Genomic DNA, 19,383 nt, shown 5'->3' with positions numbered 1-19,383 from the left:
GAGAGTGCGAGCTCCCATCACGCCGCTTTCGACGCCGCGGCCAACGAGGCGAATGTCTTGCCTTCGGCCGCGAGCTTCTTCAGCAGCGGGGCCGGCTCGAGGCTGGGGTCGTTGGTCTCCTTGGCGTAGAAGGCCAGCCGATCGGCGATGTGCTTGAGGCCGACGCTGTCGGCCCAGAACATCGGGCCGCCGCGATAGATCGGCCAGCCATAGCCGTAGAGCCAGACCACGTCGATGTCGGACGGACGCGCCGCGATGCCCTCTTCGAGGATCTTGGCGCCTTCGTTGATCATCGGATACATCATGCGCTCGAGGATTTCCTCGTCGCTGACGACGCGCTTCTTCCGCCCCAGACGCAGCAGCGTCTCGTCGATCAGCTTCTCGACCTCCGGATCGGGCAGCGGGGCACGGCTGCCGGCTTCGTACTTGTAATAGCCCTTGCCGGTCTTCTGGCCGAAGCGGCCGGCTTCGCACAGCGCATCCGCGATCTCCGACTTGATGCCGCGGTCCTTGCGCGAGCGCCAGCCGATGTCGAGGCCGGCGAGATCGCCCATCGCGAACGGGCCCATCGGCATGCCGAACTTGGTCACGACCGCGTCGACCTGCTGCGGCAACGCGCCTTCGAACAAGAGCTTCTCGGACTGCTTGCCGCGCTGGGCCAGCATGCGGTTGCCCACGAAGCCGTCGCAGACGCCGACCACGGCCGGCACCTTCGCGATTTTTCGCGCGATGGTCACGGCGGTGACCAGCGCGTCCGGCGCGGTCTTGTCGGCGCGCACGATCTCGCACAGCTTCATCACGTTGGCCGGCGAGAAGAAGTGCATGCCGAGTACGTCCTGCGGACGCTTGGTCGACTTCGCGATCTCGTCGATGTTCAGATACGAGGTGTTGGAGGCGAGCACGGCGCCTGGCTTGGCGTACTGGTCGAGCTTGCCGAACACTTCCTTCTTCACCGCCATGGTCTCGAACACGGCCTCGATGACGAGGTCGGCATCGCCGACATTCTCGATGCCGACGACGCCGTTGATCAGCGCCATGCGCTTGGCGGGCGCGTCCGCCGGGATGCCGCCGCGCGCCGCGGTCGCTTCCCAGTTCTTCTGCATGATGCCCATGCCGCGCTTGAGCTGCTCTTCGCCGGTCTCGATCAGGGTGACGGGCACGCCGGCATTGGCAAAGGACATCGCGATGCCGCCGCCCATGGTGCCGGCGCCGAGAATGGCGACACGGTTGACCGGGCGCGACTTGGTGCCTTCAGGCACGCCCGCGATCTTGGCGGCCTCGCGCTCGGCGAAGAAGGCGTAGCGCTGCGCCTTGGACTGGTCGCTGGCGACGAGCTTGAGAAAACCCTCGCGCTCCTTCTTCAGACCTTCGTCGAAGGGTAGGTCAATGGCGTAGCCGACGGCGTCGGCGGCGGCGAACGGCGCCTCGAGGCCGCGCGACTTCTTGGTCATGGCCGCGACCGCATTGGTGAAGATCGAACGGTCGGCCTTGGCGGCCGCGATCTTGGAATCGTCGTCGCGCAGGCGCCGCAGCGGGCGCTTCTCGGCCAGCAGCTTGCGCACGAAGGCTTCGCCGCCCGCCGCCGGACCCTCGACGATCTCCTCGATCAGGCCGTTCTTCAGCGCTTCCGCAGCGCCGATGGGATCGCCACCGACGATCATCTTGACGGCGAGCTCGGGGCCGACCGCGCGCGGCAGGCGCTGGGTGCCGCCGGCGCCCGGCAGCAGGCCGAGCTTCACCTCGGGCAGGCCGAGCTTGGCCTCTTTCACTGCAACGCGGAAATGACAGGCGAGCGCGACCTCGAGGCCGCCGCCGAGCGCGGTGCCGTGAATGGCGGCAACCACCGGCTTCGGCGAATTCTCGATCTCGGACAGCACGTCGTTGAGCGCCGGCGCCTTCGGCGGCTTGCCGAACTCGGTGATGTCGGCACCCGCGATAAAAGTGCGGCCGGCACAGGTCAGCACGATGCCCTTGATGGCGGGATCGGCGACAGCGGCCTTGACGCACTCCAAGATACCACCGCGCACCGCGGCACTCAGCGCGTTGACCGGAGGGCTGTTGACCGTGACGATACCGACCTCGTCATGACGCTCAAGCTTGACCACTTCGCTCACGGTGTTCCCTCCTTGGTGGGGATTAACTTTTGTTCGATTTCGCGGTGCGGAATTTAATTCCGCATCTTGACGGCAGGGTTATTTTGAAGCACGTGGCTTGTCAACGACTCCGCGCAAGAAGCAGATCAGGGATGAAGCGTACAGGAAAGAAGACTGCGACAGATCGGAATTTCGTCGTCGCGCTTTCCCGCGGACTGGACGTATTGCGAGCCTTCCACCCCAATGACGGCCTGCTCGGCAATCAGGAGATTGCGGCGCGCACCAACCTGCCGAAGCCGACGGTTTCGCGGCTGACTTACACCTTGACCAAGCTCGGCTATCTCGCGCCGGTTCCCCGCTTCGAGAAGTACCAGCTCACACCCGCCGCGATGTCGCTCGGTTACGCGGCGCTCGCCAATCTCGGTGTTCGGCATTTGTCCGAGCCGTTTCGCGAGGATGTGATGCGCGCGACTGGCGGCGCCGTCGCCGTCGGCGGCCGCGATCGTCACAGCATGATCTATTTCGGACAGAGCCGCGGCAGCGAAACGGTCGGCGTTCAACTTGACGTCGGCTCGCGCGTGCCGATTGCAACCAGCGCGATGGGCCGGGCCTATTTCTGGGCACTCGACGACGCGGACCGCGCGGAGCTGTCGCGCCTGTTGCGCGAACATTACGGCAGCCGCTGGCCGAAGATGCGCGACGGGCTGGAACGCTCCGGCGAGACCGTCGCGAAATACGGTTTTGCGATTTCGGTCGGCGACTGGCACGACGATATCGGCGCCGCGGGCGTCGCGCTCAAGCTCAACGACGGAACCGGACCTTACGCGTTCAACTGCGGCGCGCCCGCATTCCGCTTCACGGAAGAGCGTTTGATCAACGACATTGGACCGCGTCTCTTAGCGATGGTAAGGAACATCGAAGCGGCGCTCGGGGGTCTGATGCCGCATTCCAAAAAAGACGTCAGCAAAAAGCTGAAATCAGGAGGGAAAGTTGCTCGTGTGGCCGAGGGGATCAGATAGGCTTTGTCAACGTCGGGAGCGGTTCGCATCGCCCCTTCGCTCACTGAACGACGTGAGCGAGACGAGATGACGCAGGCACAGCTCGCGCAGGGGACATCGCCCCTGCTCGCCGTTCGCGACGTCAGCGTCGTGTTCGGCGGCATTGTCGCGCTCAACGGCGTGTCCTTCGACATGCAGAAGGGCCAGATCCTCGGATTGATCGGCCCCAACGGCGCCGGCAAGACCACGCTCTTCAACTGCCTGTCCCGGCTCTACCAGCCGTCATCCGGCGATATCCTGATGGAGGGCGCGAGCATCCTGACGCGGCCGCCGCACCGGATCGCCGAAATCGGCATCGGCCGCACTTTCCAGAACGTGGCGCTGTTTCCGAACCTCTCGGTGATGGACAACGTCCGCGTCGGAACCCACGCCCGGACGTCCAGCGACATCATCAGCGACTCGCTGCGCCTTGCCTGGATTCGCCGGAGCGAGACCGACGTGAACAAGAAGGTGCACGACATCCTCGCCTATCTCGATCTCGAGGACGTCGCCCACACCGTGGTGTCCGGCCTGCCCTTCGGCACGCAGAAGCGCGTCGAGCTCGCACGTGCGCTCGCGGCCGACCCGAAGATCCTGCTGCTCGACGAGCCTGCCGGCGGCCTCAATCACGAGGAAGTCTACGTGCTGGGCGATCTCATCCGCAAGATCCGCGACGAGCGCCACATGACCGTGCTGCTGGTCGAGCATCACATGGGACTCGTGATGTCGATCGCCGACCACGTCGTCGCGCTGAATTTCGGCAAGAAGCTCGCAGAAGGCACGCCCGCCCAGGTGCAGGCCGACCCCGACGTCATCAAGGCCTATCTCGGGAGCAAGGACCAATGACGACGCTGCTCAACGTCAAGGACCTGCGCGCCTATTACGGCCAGGTCCAGGCGCTCCACGGCCTGTCCTTCTCGCTCAACGAGGGCTCGCTGACGACGCTGCTCGGTGCCAACGGCGCCGGCAAGACCACCACGCTGCGCGCGATCTGCAACATGGTGCGCTCGACCGGCGGCATCGAGTTCGACGGCAAGCCGCTGAACAACCGCTCGACCGAAAGCATCGTGCGGTTCGGCATCGCCCATGTGCCGCAGGGCCGCGGCACCTTCACCACCATGACGGTGGAGGAGAATCTCCAGCTCGGGGCCATCACCCGCAAGGACAGCGCCGGCATCGTCTCCGACATCGAGCGCATGTATGCGCATTTTCCGGTGTTGAAGCAGCGCCACACCCAGCAGGCCGGCACGCTCTCCGGCGGCGAGCAGCAGATGCTCGCGGTCGCTCGCGCCTTGATGCTGCGGCCGCGGCTGATGCTGCTGGACGAGCCGTCCTTCGGCCTCGCGCCGCTGGTGGTGCGCGACCTGTTCGGCATCCTCGGCAAGATCAACCGCGAGGACAAGGTGTCGATCCTGGTGGTCGAGCAGAACGCCCAGCTCGCGCTCGAGCTTGCCGACCAGGCCTATGTGATCGAGACCGGCCGCATCGTGATGTCGGGCAACGCCAAGGACATCGCGAACAACGAAGAAATCCGCAAATCCTATCTGGGTTACTGAGGGAGCCGGCACAATGGAGCTGTTCACCAACCAGGTCCTGGCCGGCATCGCCACGGGCGCGATCTATGCCTGCATGGCGCTCGCCGTGGTCATGATCTACCAGGCCATCGACCATCTCAACTTCGCGCAAGGCGAGATGGCGATGTTCTCGACCTTCATCTCCTGGCAGCTGATGCAGTGGGGCGTGTCCTATTGGGCAGCCTTCGTGATCACGCTGGCATTCTCCTTCGTCGCCGGCATCGCGATCGAGCGCATCCTGTTCAAGCCGCTTGCCAAGGCGCCGGTGCTGACCAACGTCGCCGGCTTCATCGCACTGTTCGCGATCATCAACTCCTCGGCGGGCCTGATCTGGGACTTCACCATCAAGCAGTACCCGACCCCGTTCGGCTCCGCGCCGTTCCTGGGCAGCCAGCTGATCTCGACCCACCAGGCCGGCATGATCGGCGTCACCGTGCTGCTGCTGCTCGGCCTCTACTTCTTCTTCCAGTACACGCGGATCGGCCTTGCGATGCGGGCCGCAGCCTCGGTGCCTGAATCGGCCCGGCTCGTCGGCATCAACACGAGCTGGATGATCGCGCTCGGCTGGGGCATGGCGACCGCGATCGGCTCGATCGCCGGCATGCTGATCGCACCGGTCGTGTTCCTGGAGCCCAACATGATGGGCGGCGTGCTGATCTACGGCTTCGCCGCGGCGGTGCTCGGCGGGCTCTCCAGCCCGTTCGGCGCCGTGGTCGGCGGCTTCCTGGTCGGCGTCTTCGAGAACCTCGCCGGCACCTACATCCCCGGCGTCGGCAACGAGCTGAAACTCCCGATCGCGCTCGCGCTGATCATCTCCGTCCTGGTCGTCAAACCCGCTGGCCTGTTCGGCCGGCAAATCGTCAAGCGAGTTTGATCATGAGCGCAGCAGAAGAAGTCGTTGCCGAAGGCCACCAGGCCGTCGAGGCCGTTCCGAAGCGAGCCATGACGCTGGGTACCGGCACCTCGCTGGTGGTGCTGGCGGCGCTGTTGCTCGTGCCGATGTTCGTCAAGAACTTCATCATCTTCCAGATGACGATGCTCCTGATCTACGGGCTCGCCGTGCTGGCGCTCAACATCCTGACCGGCGGAAGCGGCCAGTTCTCGCTCGGCCAGAGCGCCTTCTACGCCGTCGGCGCCTATACGTCGGCGGTGCTGATGGAGCACGCCAACATCAACTACGCGCTGACGATTCCGATTTCCGCGACGGTCTGCTTCGGATTCGGGTACCTGTTCGGCAAGCCGGCGCTGCGGCTGTCGGGTGTCTATCTCGCGCTCGCGACCTTCGCGCTCGCCACCGCGATGCCGCAGCTCCTGAAGCTGAACTTCCTGGAACACTGGACCGGCGGCGTGCAGGGCCTCGTCGTCACCAAGCCGGACGCGCCGTTCGGTCTGCCGATGTCGCAGGACACCTGGCTGTACTACTTCACCCTCATCGTGACGGTCGCGATCTACCTCCTTTCGGTGAACCTGTTGCGCTCGAGGTCCGGCCGCGCCTTCATGGCGATCCGCGACAACGAGATCGCGGCGTCCTCGATGGGTGTCAACGTCTCCCGCTACAAGACGCTGGCTTTCGGCGTGTCGGCGGCGATCACCGGCGTTGCCGGTTCGCTGGGCGCCATTGCGGTGCAGTTCGTCGCTCCCGACAGCTACACCATCACGCTGGCGATCTCGCTGTTCCTCGGCATGGTCGTCGGCGGCGTCGGCTGGCTGCCCGGCTCGTTCGTCGGTGCGGCCTTCATCATCTTCGTGCCGAACATGGCGGAGAGCATTTCCAAGGGCCTCTCCGGCGCCGTGTTCGGCGTGCTGCTGTTCCTCGTCATCTACCTCGTGCCGCACGGCGCAAGGCAGATCGCGATCCTGGGCCAGCAATTCGCCGGCAAGCTCAGGAAGAACTGAAAACCAGTTGAATTAGAGAAGGAGACCGAATTGAACTTTGGAAGAACACTGCGAGCCGCCGCGCTGGTCACGGCAACGGCGGCCACCACTCTCACCTCCGGCGCAGCACTCGCCCAGAAGAAATACGACACCGGCGCGTCCGATACCGAGATCAAGATCGGCAATATCATGCCGTACAGCGGTCCGGCGTCGGCTTATGGCGTCATCGGCAAGACCGAAGAAGCCTATTTCAAGATGATCAACGACAAGGGCGGCATCAACGGCCGCAAGATCAACTTCGTCACCTATGACGACGGCTACTCGCCGCCGAAGGCCGTCGAACAGGTGCGCAAGCTGGTCGAGAGCGACGAGGTGCTGGCCGTGTTCAATCCGCTCGGCACACCCTCGAACAGCGCGATCCAGAAATATCTCAACGCCAAGAAGATCCCGCAGCTGTTCGTCGCCACCGGCGCCACCAAGTGGAACGATCCGAAGAACTTCCCCTGGACCATGGGTTGGCAGCCCTCATACCAGAGCGAAGCGCATATCTACGCGAAATGGCTGATGAAGGAGAAGCCCGACGCCAAGATCGCGATCCTCTATCAGAACGACGATTTCGGCAAAGACTACCTCAAGGGCACCAAGGACGGCCTCGGCGCCAAGGCCTCGTCCATGATCATCATGGAGGAGAGCTATGAGGTGTCCGAGCCCTCGATCGACGGCCACATCGTCAAGATCAAGGCGGCCAATCCCGACGTGCTGCTGATCTACACCACGCCGAAGTTCGCGGCCCAGACCATCAAAAAGACGGCCGAGCTCAGCTGGAAGCCGCTGCAGATCCTCACCAACGTGTCGATCTCGGTCGGCAGCGTGATGAAGCCGGCCGGCTTCGAGAACGCGCAGGGCGTGCTGTCGGCGGCTTACGCCAAGGATTCCACCGATCCCCAGTGGGCCAACGATCCCGGCATGAAGAAGTGGAACGAGTTCGTCGACAAGTACATGCCCGGCGCCGACAAGTCCGACACCAGCATGGTCTATGGCTATGGTGCTGCGTCAACCCTCGCCAAGGTGCTCGAGATGTGCGGTGACGATCTCACCCGCGCCAACATCATGAAGCAGGCCGCGAGCCTGAAGGACTTTGCGCCGGATACGCTACTGCCCGGTGTCAAGATCAACACCAGCCCGACCGACTTCGCCCCGATCGCCCAGCTCCAGATGCAGCGCTTCAAGGGCGAGAAGTGGGAACTGTTCGGCGAGATCATCAGCGGCGACGTCGCTTCCGAGTGACACGCTGACGTCATAGTCCGGCCCCGAGAAGCCCCCGCGAACGATCGCGGGGGCTTTTTGTTGACGACACACGCCAATCTTGTTCAATGCGGCGTCGAGCCAACTCGGGGTGGGAGAATGATGACTGCCGTTCGATTTCAGGTTGCGGCGCTTCTGGCCGTCGTCGCGTTGTGCACTGCGATGGGCAGCAGCGAGGTGCTGGCGCAGAAGAAATACGACAGCGGCGCTTCCGATACCGAGATCAGAATTGGCAATATCATGCCCTATAGCGGTCCGGCCTCGGCCTATGGCGCGATCGGCAAGGCTGAAGAAGCCTATTTCAACAAGGTCAATGCCGAGGGCGGCATCAACGGCCGCAAGATCAAGTTCATCTCCTATGACGACGCCTATTCGCCGCCGAAGACGGTGGAGCAGGCGCGCAAGCTGGTCGAGAGCGACCAGGTGCTGCTGGTGTTCGGTTCGCTCGGCACCTCCACCAACAGCGCCATCCGCAAATACATGAACGAGAAGAAGGTGCCGCAATTGTTCGTGGCAAGCGGCGCCTCGAAGTGGAACGACCCGAAGCAGTATCCCTGGACCATGGGCTGGCAGCCGAGCTACGCCAGCGAAGCGCGCATCTACGCCAAGTACATCATGAAGGAGAAGCCGGACGGGAAGATTGCCGTGCTCTACCAGAACGACGATTTCGGCAAGGATTACCTGAAGGGGCTGAAGGACGGCCTTGGCGCCAAGGCCTCGATGATCGTGCTGCAAGAGCCCTACGACACGTCCGAGCCCGCCATCGACGAGCACGTCGTGAAGCTGAAGGCCTCGGGCGCCGACGTCTTCATCAGCATCACCACGCCGAAATTCGCCGCGCAGGCGATCAAGAAGGCGGCGGAGATCAACTGGCATCCGGTCTACATCGTCTCCAACGTCTCGGCCTCCGTCGGCGGGGTGATCGAGCCGGCCGGTCTCGAGATCTCACAAGGCATCCTGTCGGCGACCTACACCAAGGACGGCTCCGATCCGCAGTGGAATGCCGATGACGGCATGAAGCGGTTCTACAACTTCCTCGCGCAGTACGACCCCAAGGCCAACAAGCTCGATGCCGGCGTCGTGTTCGGCTATGCCGCCGCGCAGACCATGGTGAAGGTGCTGCAGATGTGCGGCGACGACCTCACCCGCGAGAACGTCATGAAGCAGGCCGCCTCCCTGAAGGATTTCGAGCCCGACACGCTGCTGCCCGGCATCAAGATCAACACCGCGCCGGACAATTTCGCCCCGATCGAGCAGCTGCAGATGATGCGCTTCAAGGGCCGGAAATGGGAGCTGATCGGGGACATCATCTCCAGCGAGATGGATCATTGACGCGACGCAACTCAAAATCGCACCCGGATTGGTCAAACAACTCAAGACAGCCGCACCTTCTCGCAGTCGCACACGAGAGCCCTGCCGCCGCTGACTACTAAAGACGCAGCCCCTGCGACCCCGTCGCGGGGGCTTTCTGTTGAAGCCGTTGGCCAAATCGTATTGAATTGCGGCCGCGCCGCCAAAAACAATCAAGACAAAAAAAGGGACGCACACACACCAAGAAAATAGGGAGATAGGAATGCCCGCTGTCACCGGCAAACTTGCGGCCGCATCACTGGCGCTTGCGCTCATTGCGGCCTCGGCCTCCACCGCATCGGCCCAGAAGAAATACGATACCGGCGCGACCGATACGGAGATCAAGATCGGCAACATCATGCCCTACAGCGGACCGGCCTCCGCCTACGGCATCATCGGGCGGACCGAGGCCGCCTATTTCAAGAAGATCAACGACGAGGGCGGCATCAACGGCCGCAAGATCAACTTCATCTCCTATGACGACGGCTATTCGCCGCCGAAGACCGTCGAGCAGGCGCGCAAGCTGGTCGAGAGCGACGAGGTGCTGTTCATCTTCAACTCGCTCGGCACGCCGCCAAACTCGGCGATTCACAAATACATGAACTCCAAGAAGGTGCCGCAGCTCTTCGTCGCCACCGGCGCCACCAAGTGGAACGACCCCAAGGACTTCCCATGGACCATGGGCTGGCAACCCAACTACCAGAGCGAAACGCAGATCTATGCGAAATGGCTGTTGAAGAACAAGCCGGACGCCAAGATCGCCGTGCTCTATCAGAACGACGATTACGGCAAGGACTATTTGAAGGGCCTGAAGGACGGCCTCGGCGCCAAGGCCGCTTCGATGATCGTCATGGAGGAGAGCTATGAGACCTCCGAGCCGACCATCGACAATCACATCGTGAAGCTGAAGTCGACCGGTGCCGACGTCTTCATGAACATCACGACGCCGAAATTCGCGGCGCAGGCGATCAAGAAGAACGCCGAGATCGGCTGGAAACCGCTGCACTTCCTCAACAACGTCTCGGCGTCGGTCGGCAGCGTGCTCAAGCCCGCGGGCTTCGAGAATGCCCAGGACATCATTTCCGCGGACTATCTCAAGGACGTTTCCGATCCCGAGTGGAACAACGACCCCGGCATGAAGGACTTCCTGGCCTTCATGAACAAGTACTTCCCCGAGGGCGACAAGCTCGACCATGGCACCATCGTCGGCTACGGCGTGGCGCAGACCCTGGTCCAGGTGTTGAAGCAGTGCGGCGACGACCTCACCCGCGCGAACGTCATGAAGCAGGCGGCCAGCCTGAAGGACTTCCGCACCGAAGTGCTGTTGCCCGGAATCCAGATCAACACCTCGCCGACCGACTTTGCACCCATCAGCCAGCTCCGGCTCGAGAAGTTCAAGGGCGAGAAGTGGGAGCTGTTCGGCGACGTGATCAGCGCCGACGTCGGCGGCTAGCCGCCCGACGATCTGACGACGGAAAGCCTCCTGCGAGAGCATCGCAGGGGGCTTTTTCCTGCGTGCCGATTATGATCACGCGATTGCATAATCGTATGATGGCAAAGCCGACTTACGCTTCGGCGCCCAATGCGGTAGGCAGGGGAACGGCGGCGCTTGTCGCCACTCTGTTCCGTCTGTCCAATCCGTCTGCTCAAGGCCATCGTCATGACCGACCGACGTCCCCTGCTCCGCGCGCTCTATGACGCCGCCGTCGCCGCCGCCCATCCCAATGTGGTGCTGGCGCCGCACTTGCGGCCCGCACCCAGGGGACGCGTGATCTGCCTCGCCGCCGGCAAGGGTGCGGCCGCCATGGCCGCGGCGGCCGAGCGGCACTATCTCGACACGCTTCAGCTCGCACCGGAGCGCCTTGTCGGCATCGCCACCACGCGTCACGGCTACGGCGTGCCGACCCGCCGCATCCGCGTCGTCGAAGCCGGCCATCCCGTGCCGGATGAGGCCGGCCTGAAGGGCGCGGCCGACACGCTCGCGCTCGCAGGCGAAGCCGGGCCGGACGATCTGCTGCTGGTGCTGCTCACCGGCGGCGGCTCGGCGAACTGGATCGCGCCGAGCGAGGGCATCAGCTTCGCGCAGAAGCAGGCGGTCAACAAGGCGCTGCTGCGCTCGGGCGCGCCGATCGGCGAGATGAACGTCGTGCGCAAGCACCTCTCGCGCATCAAGGGCGGGCGTCTGGCGCGCGCCGGCAAGAATGCCGGCGAGATCGTGACGCTCGCGATCTCCGACGTGCCGCATGACGATCCTTCCGCCATCGCCTCGGGCCCCACCGTACCCGATCCGACCACGCTGGCCGATGCACGCGCGATCGTGGCGAAATACAAGCTCGACATCGACGACGCCGTGCGCCGCGCGCTCGATGACGAACGCAACGAAAGCTGCAAGCCCGACGATCCCGCCTTCGCGCGGGCGCGTTTCGAACTGATCGCGCGGCCCAAGCAGTCGCTCGACGCCGCAGTGAAGCTCGCGCGCGACTCCGGCTTTGAGACGATCGACCTCGGCGCCGATCTCGAAGGCGAGGCGCGCGAGGTCGCCGCCGCTCACGCCAGGCTGGCGCTCGACGCGCGCGCACGAGGCAAGCGCCTCGCGATCCTCTCCGGCGGCGAGCTCACGGTCACCGTGCGCGGCAACGGGCGCGGCGGGCCGAACCAGGAATACGCGCTGGCGCTCGCCAGCCTGTTCAAGGACACACCGAACATTTCGGCGCTCGCCGGCGACACCGACGGCGCCGACGGCGGTGCCGGCCACCCGACCGACCCCGCCGGCGCACTGATCGACGCGGCGACGTTTGCGAAGATGAAGATGCTGGGGCTGCAGCCGCAGGCCTATCTGGACAACAACGACGCGACCAGCTTCTTCGAGGCGACGGGAGATCTGCTGCAGCCGGGCCCGACGCTCACCAACGTGAACGACATCAGGGTGATCCTGGTGGATTAGAGCTCGCTTTGTTCGATGCCATCGCGGAGTCCGGCGCGCCGGCAATGACGGAGAGCGCGGCTTAACGCTTGGCGCTGACATGCTCGAGCAGCGCGAGCAGGCCCTTCAACAAGTCCGTCGGCGACGGCGGGCAGCCCTTGATATGCAGATCCACCGGCACGGTCTCGGACACGCCGCCGACGCAGGCGTAGCTGCCTCTGAAAATGCCGCCATCGATCGCGCAGCCTCCGACCGCGACGACCCATTTCGGATCGGGCGTCGCGTTGTAGGTCCGCTCCAGCGCCTGTCGCATGTTCTTCGTCACCGGACCGGTGACCAGCAGCACGTCGGCGTGCCGCGGCGAGGCGACGAAGCGCAGGCCGAAACGTTCGATGTCGTAGAAAGCGTTGGACAGCGCGTGGATTTCCAGCTCGCAGCCGTTGCAGGATCCGGCATCGACCTCGCGAATGGCAAGAGAACGCCCGAGCCTGGCCTGGGCCGCGCGGTCGACTTTCGTTGCAAGCTCCGCCAGCGCCGAATCGTCCGGCGCCGGCGCGGGCTCCGTCAACGAACCATGGGTGAGGCTTTCGAGCAGGGTCTTGCGCATGGTTTAGAGGTCCGCGCCCGAATAGGAACAGTTGAACGACTTGTTGCAGAGCGGGAAGTCGGCAATGATGTTGCCGTCGATCGCGGTTTCCAGCAACGGCCACTGGAACCAAGAGGCATCGCGCAGGTGGCAGCGTTCGACGCGCAACTCGCCATCGAGCCGCAGCCAAACCAGCACGTCGCCGCGGAAGGCCTCGGTGAGCGCCATGCCTTCACAAGGACCGCGGCCGATCCTGGGAGGCAGCGCGGTTTGCAGCCCGCCCGGCCCAAGCCGGTCGAGAATCTGCTCGATCAGCGCGACGCTCTGCTCGACCTCGCGAATCCGGATCCAGACCCGCGCATTGACGTCTCCGGCCTGGAGAACCGGCACCTCGAACGACAGCGCGTCGTAGGGCATGTAGGCCAGCGCCCGCCGCGCATCAAAATCGCGGCCCGAAGCACGGCCGACATAACCGCCGGCGCCGAACTGGCGCGCATACTCAGCCTTCACGATGCCCGTGGTGACGGTGCGGTCCTGTAAGGACGCCGTGTTGTCATAGAGCTCGATCAAGCGCGGAAAGACCTTGCGCAGCTCCGCGAGCAGCGCGCGCAGCGCGGAAACACCGTCCGGCGCGATATCGCGCGTCACCCCACCGGGCACGATGACGTCCATCATCAGGCGATGGCCGAACGCGACATTTGCGGCGCGCAAGCAGCGCTCGCGCAGAATACCGGTCTGGGCATGCATCAGCGCGAACGACGCGTCGTTGCAGATGGCCCCGATGTCGCCCAAATGATTGGCGAGCCGCTCCAGTTCCGCCATCAGCGCTCGCAATAGAGTCGCCTGCCTCGGCGCCTCGATCTGCAGCGCCGCTTCCACGGCACGCGCAAAGGCAAAGGCGTAGGCCACCGCGCTGTCGCCGGAGGTGCGGTTGGCGAGCTTTGCCGCGGCATCGAGGCTCGCGCCCTGCATCAATGACTCGACGCCCTTGTGGGTGTAGCCGAGCCACTGCTCCAGCCGCACCACATGCTCGCCATTGGCGGTGAAGCGGAAATGGCCGGGCTCGATGATCCCGGCATGGACGGGGCCAACCGCCACCTGGTGCAACGCCTCGCCTTCGGCCGGCAGGAACTGGTACGGCTGCACGTCGCGCGATGCATTGCGGCCGGAGAGCGGATAGGATTTGCCCCAGGCATGGTGATCGAGCCAAGGCCGGAGATCTGGCCGCAGATCGCCAGCGGCAGTGGGAACGAGCCCGAACAGATCGTGGATGGTCCGCTCCAGCCGAAGCGCCGGCGGATGACGGCTGGCAACGCTTGGAAATGTGCCGGCTGTACACTCGTAGGTGACGACCGCGATCTCGGCCAAGCCTCCATCGAGCAGCGCCATATGCACCGCCGCCGGCTCGCCCCAGAAGCCGAGCAGCGTGAGGCCTCCCTCGACCAGTCGATCGATCGCCGCCTGCCAACCCGCCTCCGTCACGACCGCGCGCGGCCAGGGCCGGTGCGACAGCACCGCGTTGACATGGGGGATGCTGTCGAAGATGCCCATGGCCTACCCCAGGAGCTTCGCGACGTTCTGGAAGCCAGTGACCAGCCCCGGCGGCAGATAAATGCCGGCCATCAGCACCAGCGCGAGATGCGTGAACATTGGCACATAGGACGCCTCCGCCGGCGCGGTAGGTCCCTTGGGTTCGCCAAACATCACGGAGCCGACGCGCAGCAGCAGGCCGCCGAGCGCGATGATGATGCCGAGCACCAGGATCATCGTCAGCCAGGGCGCGTGCGAGAAGGTCGAGCTCACCACCAGGAACTCGCTCATGAAGATGCCGAGCGGCGGCAGCCCGACGATGGCTATGACGCCGAGCATCAACCCCCAGCCGAGCACGGGATTGGTCACCGTAAGTCCACCGATGTCGGCGATCTTCTGCGTGCCCTTGACCTGCGCGATGTGGCCGACGGCGAAGAAGATCGCCGACTTGGTCAGGGAATGCATGGTCATGTGGAGGAGGCCGGCAAAATTCGCGAGCGGCCCGCCCATGCCGAAGGCGAAGACGATGATGCCCATATGCTCGATCGAGGAGTAGGCGAACATGCGCTTGATGTCGCGGCGGCGGTAGAGCATCAGCGAAGCGAAGATCACCGAGATCAGGCCCATCGTCACCATCAACGGCCCCGGCGCGATGGCCGCGAGATTGACCGCGAGCATCATCTTGAAGCGCAACAGCGCGTAGAGCGCCACGTTGAGCAGGAGGCCCGAGAGCACCGCCGAGATCGGCGTCGGGCCCTCCGCATGGGCATCGGGCAGCCAGGCGTGCAGCGGCGCGAGGCCGACCTTGGTGCCGTAGCCGAGCAGCAGGAAGACGAAGGCGACGTTGAGCAGCGCCGGGTCGAACCGTGCGGCGTGCTTCACCAGCACCGTCCACACCATGCCGTCGAGCCCCTCACCGACCACGGGGCGCGCCGCCATGTAGACCAGGATGGTGCCGAACAGCGCCAGCGCGATGCCTACGCTGCCGAGGATAAAGTATTTCCAGGCCGCTTCCAGCGCCTCGTGGGTGCGGTAGATGCCGACCATCAGCACGGTCGTCAGCGTCGCCACTTCGACTGCGACCCACATCAGGCCGATATTGTTGGCGACGAGCGCGAGGTTCATCGCGAACATCAGCGTCTGATACATCGCGTGGTAGAAGCGAAGGAACGTCGGCGTCAGGCGTCCGATCTCGATCTCGTGCTGGATATAGCTCGCGCTGAACACCGATGTGGTGAAGCTGACGAAGGTGGTCAATACGATGAAGACCTTGTTGAGGTCGTCCACCAGCAGATACTGCCCCGACACCGGCTCGACCACGAACAGCGAGAGCGAGGTCAGGAAGGTCGCGAGTGCGGCCACCACGTTCAGCTTCGCCGTCTGCACATAGCCCGGCAAAATCGCCAGCAGCGCTGCCGAGACCGCCGGGATCACGAGGATGGCGCTGAGGACGTCGATGTTCATCGCCGCTCTCCGCGGAAACGGTCGAGCGCCTGCATGTCCACGCTGTCAAAGCGCTCGCGGATGCGGAATAGGAAGATGCCGATCACGATGAAGGCGATCAGCACCGAGAAGGCGACGCTGATTTCGACCACCAGCGGCATGCCCTTGGCGCCGGTTGCCGCCAGCACCAGCCCGTTCTCCAGCGACATGAAGCCGACGACCTGGCCCACCGCGTTGCGCCGCGTCACCATGATCAGGAGCCCCAGCAGCACCACCGACAGCGCGAAGGCGAGGTCCTCGCGCGCGAGCGCATCTGCGCCCGGCGTCACCCGCAGCATCACCACCATCGACAGTGCGACGAGGCCGATGCCGGCCATCATGGTCAGCCCGATCCCGATCACGTTCTCGATCTCGCGGTGGATACCGAGCCGCTTGATGATCCGGTGCAGCGCCACCGGGATGATGATGGCCTTGAACACCAGCGCGATCAGCGCCGTGACATAGAGATGCGGCGCTTGTTGCACATAGGCCTGCCAGGCCACCGACAGCGCCAGCATGCCGGCATGCAGCGCATAGACGTTGAGCAGCGCATAGAGCCGGTCCTGGTAGAGCATCATGAAACTCGCCAGCACGAGGGAGCCGGCGAGCAGATGGGCGATGTCGAATTGCAGGCTACTCATCTCTCAGAGGCTCCCCGACACGAAGCGCAACAGGGTGGCGAGCAACGCCAGCATCAGCGCCGCGCCCAAGAACTCCGGAATCCGGAACACGCGCATCTTGGCGATCGACGTCTCGAACACGGCGAGCAGAAAGCCAAGAGCCGTCAGCTTGCCGAGATAGAGCAGCGCGCCGAAGGCGAGCCGGGCGACGCTCGAATCCGCAGTCGCCATCCCCCATGGCAGGAACACGCAGGCGATCAGCGAGACATAGAGCATGAGCTTGAGCTGTGACGATAGATCGATCAGCGCGAGATGCCGTCCCGAATATTCCAGCACCATGGCCTCGTGCACCATGGTGAGCTCGAGATGGGTGGCGGGGTTGTCGACGGGGATACGGGCGTTTTCCGCCAACGCCACGATGGTCAGTGCCACGAACGCCATGCCAAGCGACACGCGCAAGCCGACCGCGTCCGAGCCCATGAACTCGGCCACGTTGGCGAGCTGCGTCGAGCCGGCGATCATGGCGACCGAGAATACAGTGATCAGCATCGCGGGCTCGGCGAGGGAGGCGATCATGACCTCGCGGCTGGAGCCGATGCCGCCGAAGGCGGTGCCGACGTCCATGCCGGCGAGCGCCTGGAAGAAACGGGCGCTGCCGAGCAGCGCAATGATGGCGATGAGGTCGGCGGTCCAGGAGAACAACAGACCATTGCCGAAAGTCGGCACCAGCGAGACGGCGACCCAGGTGCCCGAGAACATCAGATAGGGAATGACGCGGAACAGCCATGACGCATTGTCCGCGAGCACGGCGTCCTTGCGCATCAGGCGAATGAGGTCGCGATAGGGCTGAAGCAGCGGCGGCCCTCGCCGGCGCAGCAGCCGCGCCTTCACCTTGCGCACGAAACCCGTGAGCAGCGGCGCGAGCCCCAGCACCAGCGACATCTGGGCGCCCTGGGAGAGGATGTCGCGCAGCGCGCTCATAGTGCCACCACCAGCAGCAGCACGATCAGCGCCACGAAGACCAGCGTCAGGTAGCGGCGAATGGTGAGGAACTGGAGGACATTGACGCGGTCCGTCGCAAAGCCGACGACCATCGCAATCGGCGCGTACAGCGCTTCCCAGATCAGATCGTGCAGTTCGACCCGGAGCCGCGCAGGACGCGGCGAGGACGGCGGCGGCATCTCGCCGATCTCGCGCGCGGCAAAGACGACGCTGCCGAACACGCGGCGGATCGGCTGCGAGAAGCTGGAAGCCGAATACTGGATCGCCGGGTTTGGATCGGGATGGCCGCAATCCCAGGCCGGTGCGCGGCGCAAGCGATCGGAGGCGAAACGGTGAATGGCTGATGCCGCCGCCGTGCCGCAGAGTGCCGCGAACACGAACACCAGAAGGCCGTTATAGGAGCTACGGCTTTCCGCAATCGGCACGATGGTGAGCCACTGCAGACCGACCTGATGCGGCATGATGTTGCCGACCATGGCCTTGCTCACTGGCGCCAGCGCATCGATGAACAGCCCGGGCAGGATACCGGCGATGAGGCAGAAGGCGGCAAGCACGAGCATCGCGGTCAGCGAGAAGCGGTCGGTCTCATGCGCTGACGCCGCGACGTCCGAACGCGGCCGGCCGAGGAAGCTGATGCCATAGAGCTTGACGAAGCAGGCCGCGGCAAGGGCGGCCGCGAGCGCCAGCAAGCCGCCGACCGCCGGAATCACCAGCTTGAGGCCCCAGGAGGGCAATTGCGGTGAGAGCAGGATCGCCTGGAAAGTCAGCCATTCCGAAACGAAGCCGTTGAACGGCGGCAATGCCGAGATCGCGACGCAGCCGATCAGCATCGCGAACGCCGTCTTCGGCATGCGATGGATGAGCCCGCCGAGTTTCTCCATGTCGCGCTCGCCTGTTGCTGCCAGCACCGCGCCGGCGCCGAAGAACAGCAGGCTTTTGAACAGTGCATGATTGAAGACATGCAGCATCGCCGCGGTGAAAGCCAGTGCCGCCACCCAGTCGAGCCCTTCCGCCTTGAAAGCCAGTGCCAGCCCGAGGCCGGTGAAGACGATGCCGATGTTCTCAATCGTCGAATAGGCGAGCACGCGCTTGATATCGCGCTGCATCAGCGCATAGAGCACGCCCAGCGTCGCCGTCGGACCGCCGACCAGCAACACCACCATGCTCCACCACCACACCGGTTCGGGCAGAAGGTCGAAGACGATGCGCACGAAGCCGTAGACGGCGACCTTGGTCATGACGCCGCTCATGAGGCCGGAGACGTGGCTGGGTGCGGCGGGATGGGCGAGCGGCAGCCAGGCGTGCAGCGGTACCAGGCCAGCCTTGGAGCCGGCGCCCAGCAGCGCGAGGATCACCACCGTGCCGGTCACTGCAGCGGAAGGATGTGAGGCCCGGATCGCATCGAAATCGTAACCTGCGCCGCTTACGAGCAGGCCGAACGCGAGCAGCAGCGCCAGCGTGCCGAAACTCGCCATCAATAGATAGACGTAGCCGGCGCGGATGTTCTCGGCCTCCCGGTGATGCGACACCACCAGCGCCCAGGAGGTCAGCGACATGAATTCCCAGGCGACCAGGAAGCTGAAGGCATCGTTCGCCAGCACGACGACGTTCATCGCTGCGAGATAGGCAGGATAGAACGGCAGCACGCGGCCGGGAGAGTCCTCGTGCCGGCCGTAACCGAGCGCGAAAAGGCTCGCAGCGACGCCGCCGAGATTGACGACGACGAGGAAGAAGGCGGACAGCGCATCGAGCCGAAAATGGGCACCGAGCCAGGGCAGGCCGATCGGCAGTGTCGCGCTCGGCGTTAGTTGAGGGGCATGGAGCAGATCGGACAGCGCCGTGACGCATAGCGTCGATGTGGCGATCAGGCATCCGCCGTAAACGATGAGCGAGCCGCGCGGGCGCGTCGACAGCACGACTCCCGCAGGCGCCAGAGCGAGCAGAGCCGCCACCGACCATAGCGCCACGGCGATCATGGCCGCTCCTGGATCATGATTTGCGCGCGC

General features: G+C 64.5%; 16 protein-coding genes. 9 read left to right on the top strand and 7 right to left on the bottom strand.

Features of this window, described 5'->3' with window-relative positions:
* Nucleotides 1–17 precede the first annotated feature (17 nt).
* Nucleotides 18–2,114 carry a 3-hydroxyacyl-CoA dehydrogenase NAD-binding domain-containing protein gene (locus TSA1_RS04005; RefSeq protein ID WP_100175211.1) on the bottom strand — a complete coding sequence of 699 codons (2,097 nt, stop codon included), beginning with the start codon at nt 2,112–2,114 and terminating at the stop codon, nt 18–20.
* A 131-nt stretch (nt 2,115–2,245) separates the two neighbouring features.
* Here TSA1_RS04005 and TSA1_RS04000 point away from each other — a divergent pair, with 131 nt between their 5' ends.
* The 9 genes from TSA1_RS04000 (at nt 2,246) to TSA1_RS03960 (ending at nt 12,178) form a co-directional block, all read left to right on the top strand.
* Nucleotides 2,246–3,112 carry an IclR family transcriptional regulator gene (locus TSA1_RS04000; protein ID WP_174719271.1) on the top strand — a complete coding sequence of 289 codons (867 nt, stop codon included), beginning with the start codon at nt 2,246–2,248 and terminating at the stop codon, nt 3,110–3,112.
* A gap of 66 nt (nt 3,113–3,178) precedes the next feature.
* A complete protein-coding gene (locus tag TSA1_RS03995) occupies nt 3,179–3,976 on the top strand; it encodes an ABC transporter ATP-binding protein (RefSeq protein WP_097660016.1) in 798 nt (265 codons plus the stop codon).
* A complete protein-coding gene (locus TSA1_RS03990) occupies nt 3,973–4,686 on the top strand; it encodes an ABC transporter ATP-binding protein (protein WP_008135694.1) in 714 nt (237 codons plus the stop codon). Before TSA1_RS03995 ends, TSA1_RS03990 begins: the two co-directional genes overlap by 4 nt.
* A 13-nt stretch (nt 4,687–4,699) precedes the next feature.
* Nucleotides 4,700–5,578 carry a branched-chain amino acid ABC transporter permease gene (locus TSA1_RS03985; protein ID WP_097660018.1) on the top strand — a complete coding sequence of 293 codons (879 nt, stop codon included), beginning with the start codon at nt 4,700–4,702 and terminating at the stop codon, nt 5,576–5,578.
* Between the two features lie 2 nt (nt 5,579–5,580).
* Complete coding sequence (locus tag TSA1_RS03980; protein ID WP_100175210.1) at nt 5,581–6,600, top strand: branched-chain amino acid ABC transporter permease; 1,020 nt, start codon at nt 5,581–5,583, stop codon at nt 6,598–6,600.
* A gap of 30 nt (nt 6,601–6,630) precedes the next feature.
* Nucleotides 6,631–7,866 carry an ABC transporter substrate-binding protein gene (locus TSA1_RS03975; RefSeq protein WP_100175209.1) on the top strand — a complete coding sequence of 412 codons (1,236 nt, stop codon included), beginning with the start codon at nt 6,631–6,633 and terminating at the stop codon, nt 7,864–7,866.
* 120 nt (nt 7,867–7,986) lie between these two features.
* Entirely contained in the window at nt 7,987–9,216 is a 1,230-nt protein-coding gene (locus tag TSA1_RS03970; RefSeq protein ID WP_100180955.1) for an ABC transporter substrate-binding protein, read from the top strand.
* Nucleotides 9,217–9,457: 241 nt separating this feature from the next.
* Nucleotides 9,458–10,687 (top strand): ABC transporter substrate-binding protein, encoded by a 1,230-nt coding sequence (locus TSA1_RS03965; protein WP_100175208.1) that lies wholly within the window; start codon nt 9,458–9,460, stop codon nt 10,685–10,687.
* A 207-nt stretch (nt 10,688–10,894) separates the two neighbouring features.
* Nucleotides 10,895–12,178 (top strand): glycerate kinase type-2 family protein, encoded by a 1,284-nt coding sequence (locus tag TSA1_RS03960; protein WP_100175207.1) that lies wholly within the window; start codon nt 10,895–10,897, stop codon nt 12,176–12,178.
* Between the two features lie 61 nt (nt 12,179–12,239).
* Here the strand turns inward: TSA1_RS03960 and TSA1_RS03955 are convergent, their stop codons facing one another.
* Genes TSA1_RS03955 through hyfB form a run of 6 tightly spaced genes read right to left on the bottom strand, consistent with a single transcriptional unit; the run spans nt 12,240 to nt 19,353 of the window.
* A complete protein-coding gene (locus tag TSA1_RS03955) occupies nt 12,240–12,764 on the bottom strand; it encodes an NADH-quinone oxidoreductase subunit B family protein (protein WP_100175206.1) in 525 nt (174 codons plus the stop codon).
* A gap of 3 nt (nt 12,765–12,767) precedes the next feature.
* Nucleotides 12,768–14,294: a hydrogenase large subunit gene (locus TSA1_RS03950; RefSeq protein ID WP_100175205.1), complete on the bottom strand. Its 1,527-nt coding sequence runs from the start codon at nt 14,292–14,294 to the stop codon at nt 12,768–12,770.
* A gap of 3 nt (nt 14,295–14,297) precedes the next feature.
* Nucleotides 14,298–15,737 (bottom strand): hydrogenase 4 subunit F, encoded by a 1,440-nt coding sequence (locus tag TSA1_RS03945; RefSeq protein ID WP_100175204.1) that lies wholly within the window; start codon nt 15,735–15,737, stop codon nt 14,298–14,300.
* Complete coding sequence (locus TSA1_RS03940; RefSeq protein ID WP_100175203.1) at nt 15,734–16,396, bottom strand: hydrogenase-4 component E; 663 nt, start codon at nt 16,394–16,396, stop codon at nt 15,734–15,736. The genes TSA1_RS03945 and TSA1_RS03940 overlap by 4 nt, the downstream gene beginning before the upstream one ends.
* Before the next feature lie 3 nt (nt 16,397–16,399).
* Complete coding sequence (locus TSA1_RS03935) at nt 16,400–17,356, bottom strand: respiratory chain complex I subunit 1 family protein (protein ID WP_100175202.1); 957 nt, start codon at nt 17,354–17,356, stop codon at nt 16,400–16,402.
* The gene (gene hyfB, locus TSA1_RS03930; RefSeq protein WP_100175201.1) at nt 17,353–19,353 is read right to left on the bottom strand and encodes a hydrogenase 4 subunit B; all 2,001 of its coding nucleotides are present in this window, start codon (nt 19,351–19,353) and stop codon (nt 17,353–17,355) included. Before hyfB ends, TSA1_RS03935 begins: the two co-directional genes overlap by 4 nt.
* Nucleotides 19,354–19,383: the final 30 nt, after the last annotated feature.

This window comes from Bradyrhizobium nitroreducens (genome assembly GCF_002776695.1).
In the GTDB taxonomy this organism is placed as follows: Bacteria; Pseudomonadota; Alphaproteobacteria; order Rhizobiales; family Xanthobacteraceae; genus Bradyrhizobium; species Bradyrhizobium nitroreducens.
Note: the sequence above shows the minus strand (reverse complement) of the source record. Positions and strands in the feature narration are given on the sequence as shown.

Excerpts from the sequence above, each read along its gene's own strand:
- TSA1_RS04000 (WP_174719271.1), top strand. The coding sequence starts at position 2,246 with ATGAAGCGTACAGGAAAGAAGACTGCGACAGATCGGAATTTCGTCGTC.
- TSA1_RS03995 (WP_097660016.1), top strand. The coding sequence starts at position 3,179 with ATGACGCAGGCACAGCTCGCGCAGGGGACATCGCCCCTGCTCGCCGTT.
- TSA1_RS03990 (WP_008135694.1), top strand. The coding sequence starts at position 3,973 with ATGACGACGCTGCTCAACGTCAAGGACCTGCGCGCCTATTACGGCCAG.
- TSA1_RS03985 (WP_097660018.1), top strand. The coding sequence starts at position 4,700 with ATGGAGCTGTTCACCAACCAGGTCCTGGCCGGCATCGCCACGGGCGCG.
- TSA1_RS03980 (WP_100175210.1), top strand. The coding sequence starts at position 5,581 with ATGAGCGCAGCAGAAGAAGTCGTTGCCGAAGGCCACCAGGCCGTCGAG.
- TSA1_RS03970 (WP_100180955.1), top strand. The coding sequence starts at position 7,987 with ATGACTGCCGTTCGATTTCAGGTTGCGGCGCTTCTGGCCGTCGTCGCG.
- TSA1_RS03965 (WP_100175208.1), top strand. The coding sequence starts at position 9,458 with ATGCCCGCTGTCACCGGCAAACTTGCGGCCGCATCACTGGCGCTTGCG.
- TSA1_RS03960 (WP_100175207.1), top strand. The coding sequence starts at position 10,895 with ATGACCGACCGACGTCCCCTGCTCCGCGCGCTCTATGACGCCGCCGTC.
- TSA1_RS03955 (WP_100175206.1), bottom strand. The coding sequence starts at position 12,764 with ATGCGCAAGACCCTGCTCGAAAGCCTCACCCATGGTTCGTTGACGGAG.
- TSA1_RS03950 (WP_100175205.1), bottom strand. The coding sequence starts at position 14,294 with ATGGGCATCTTCGACAGCATCCCCCATGTCAACGCGGTGCTGTCGCAC.
- TSA1_RS03945 (WP_100175204.1), bottom strand. The coding sequence starts at position 15,737 with ATGAACATCGACGTCCTCAGCGCCATCCTCGTGATCCCGGCGGTCTCG.
- TSA1_RS03940 (WP_100175203.1), bottom strand. The coding sequence starts at position 16,396 with ATGAGTAGCCTGCAATTCGACATCGCCCATCTGCTCGCCGGCTCCCTC.
- TSA1_RS03935 (WP_100175202.1), bottom strand. The coding sequence starts at position 17,356 with ATGAGCGCGCTGCGCGACATCCTCTCCCAGGGCGCCCAGATGTCGCTG.
- hyfB (WP_100175201.1), bottom strand. The coding sequence starts at position 19,353 with ATGATCGCCGTGGCGCTATGGTCGGTGGCGGCTCTGCTCGCTCTGGCG.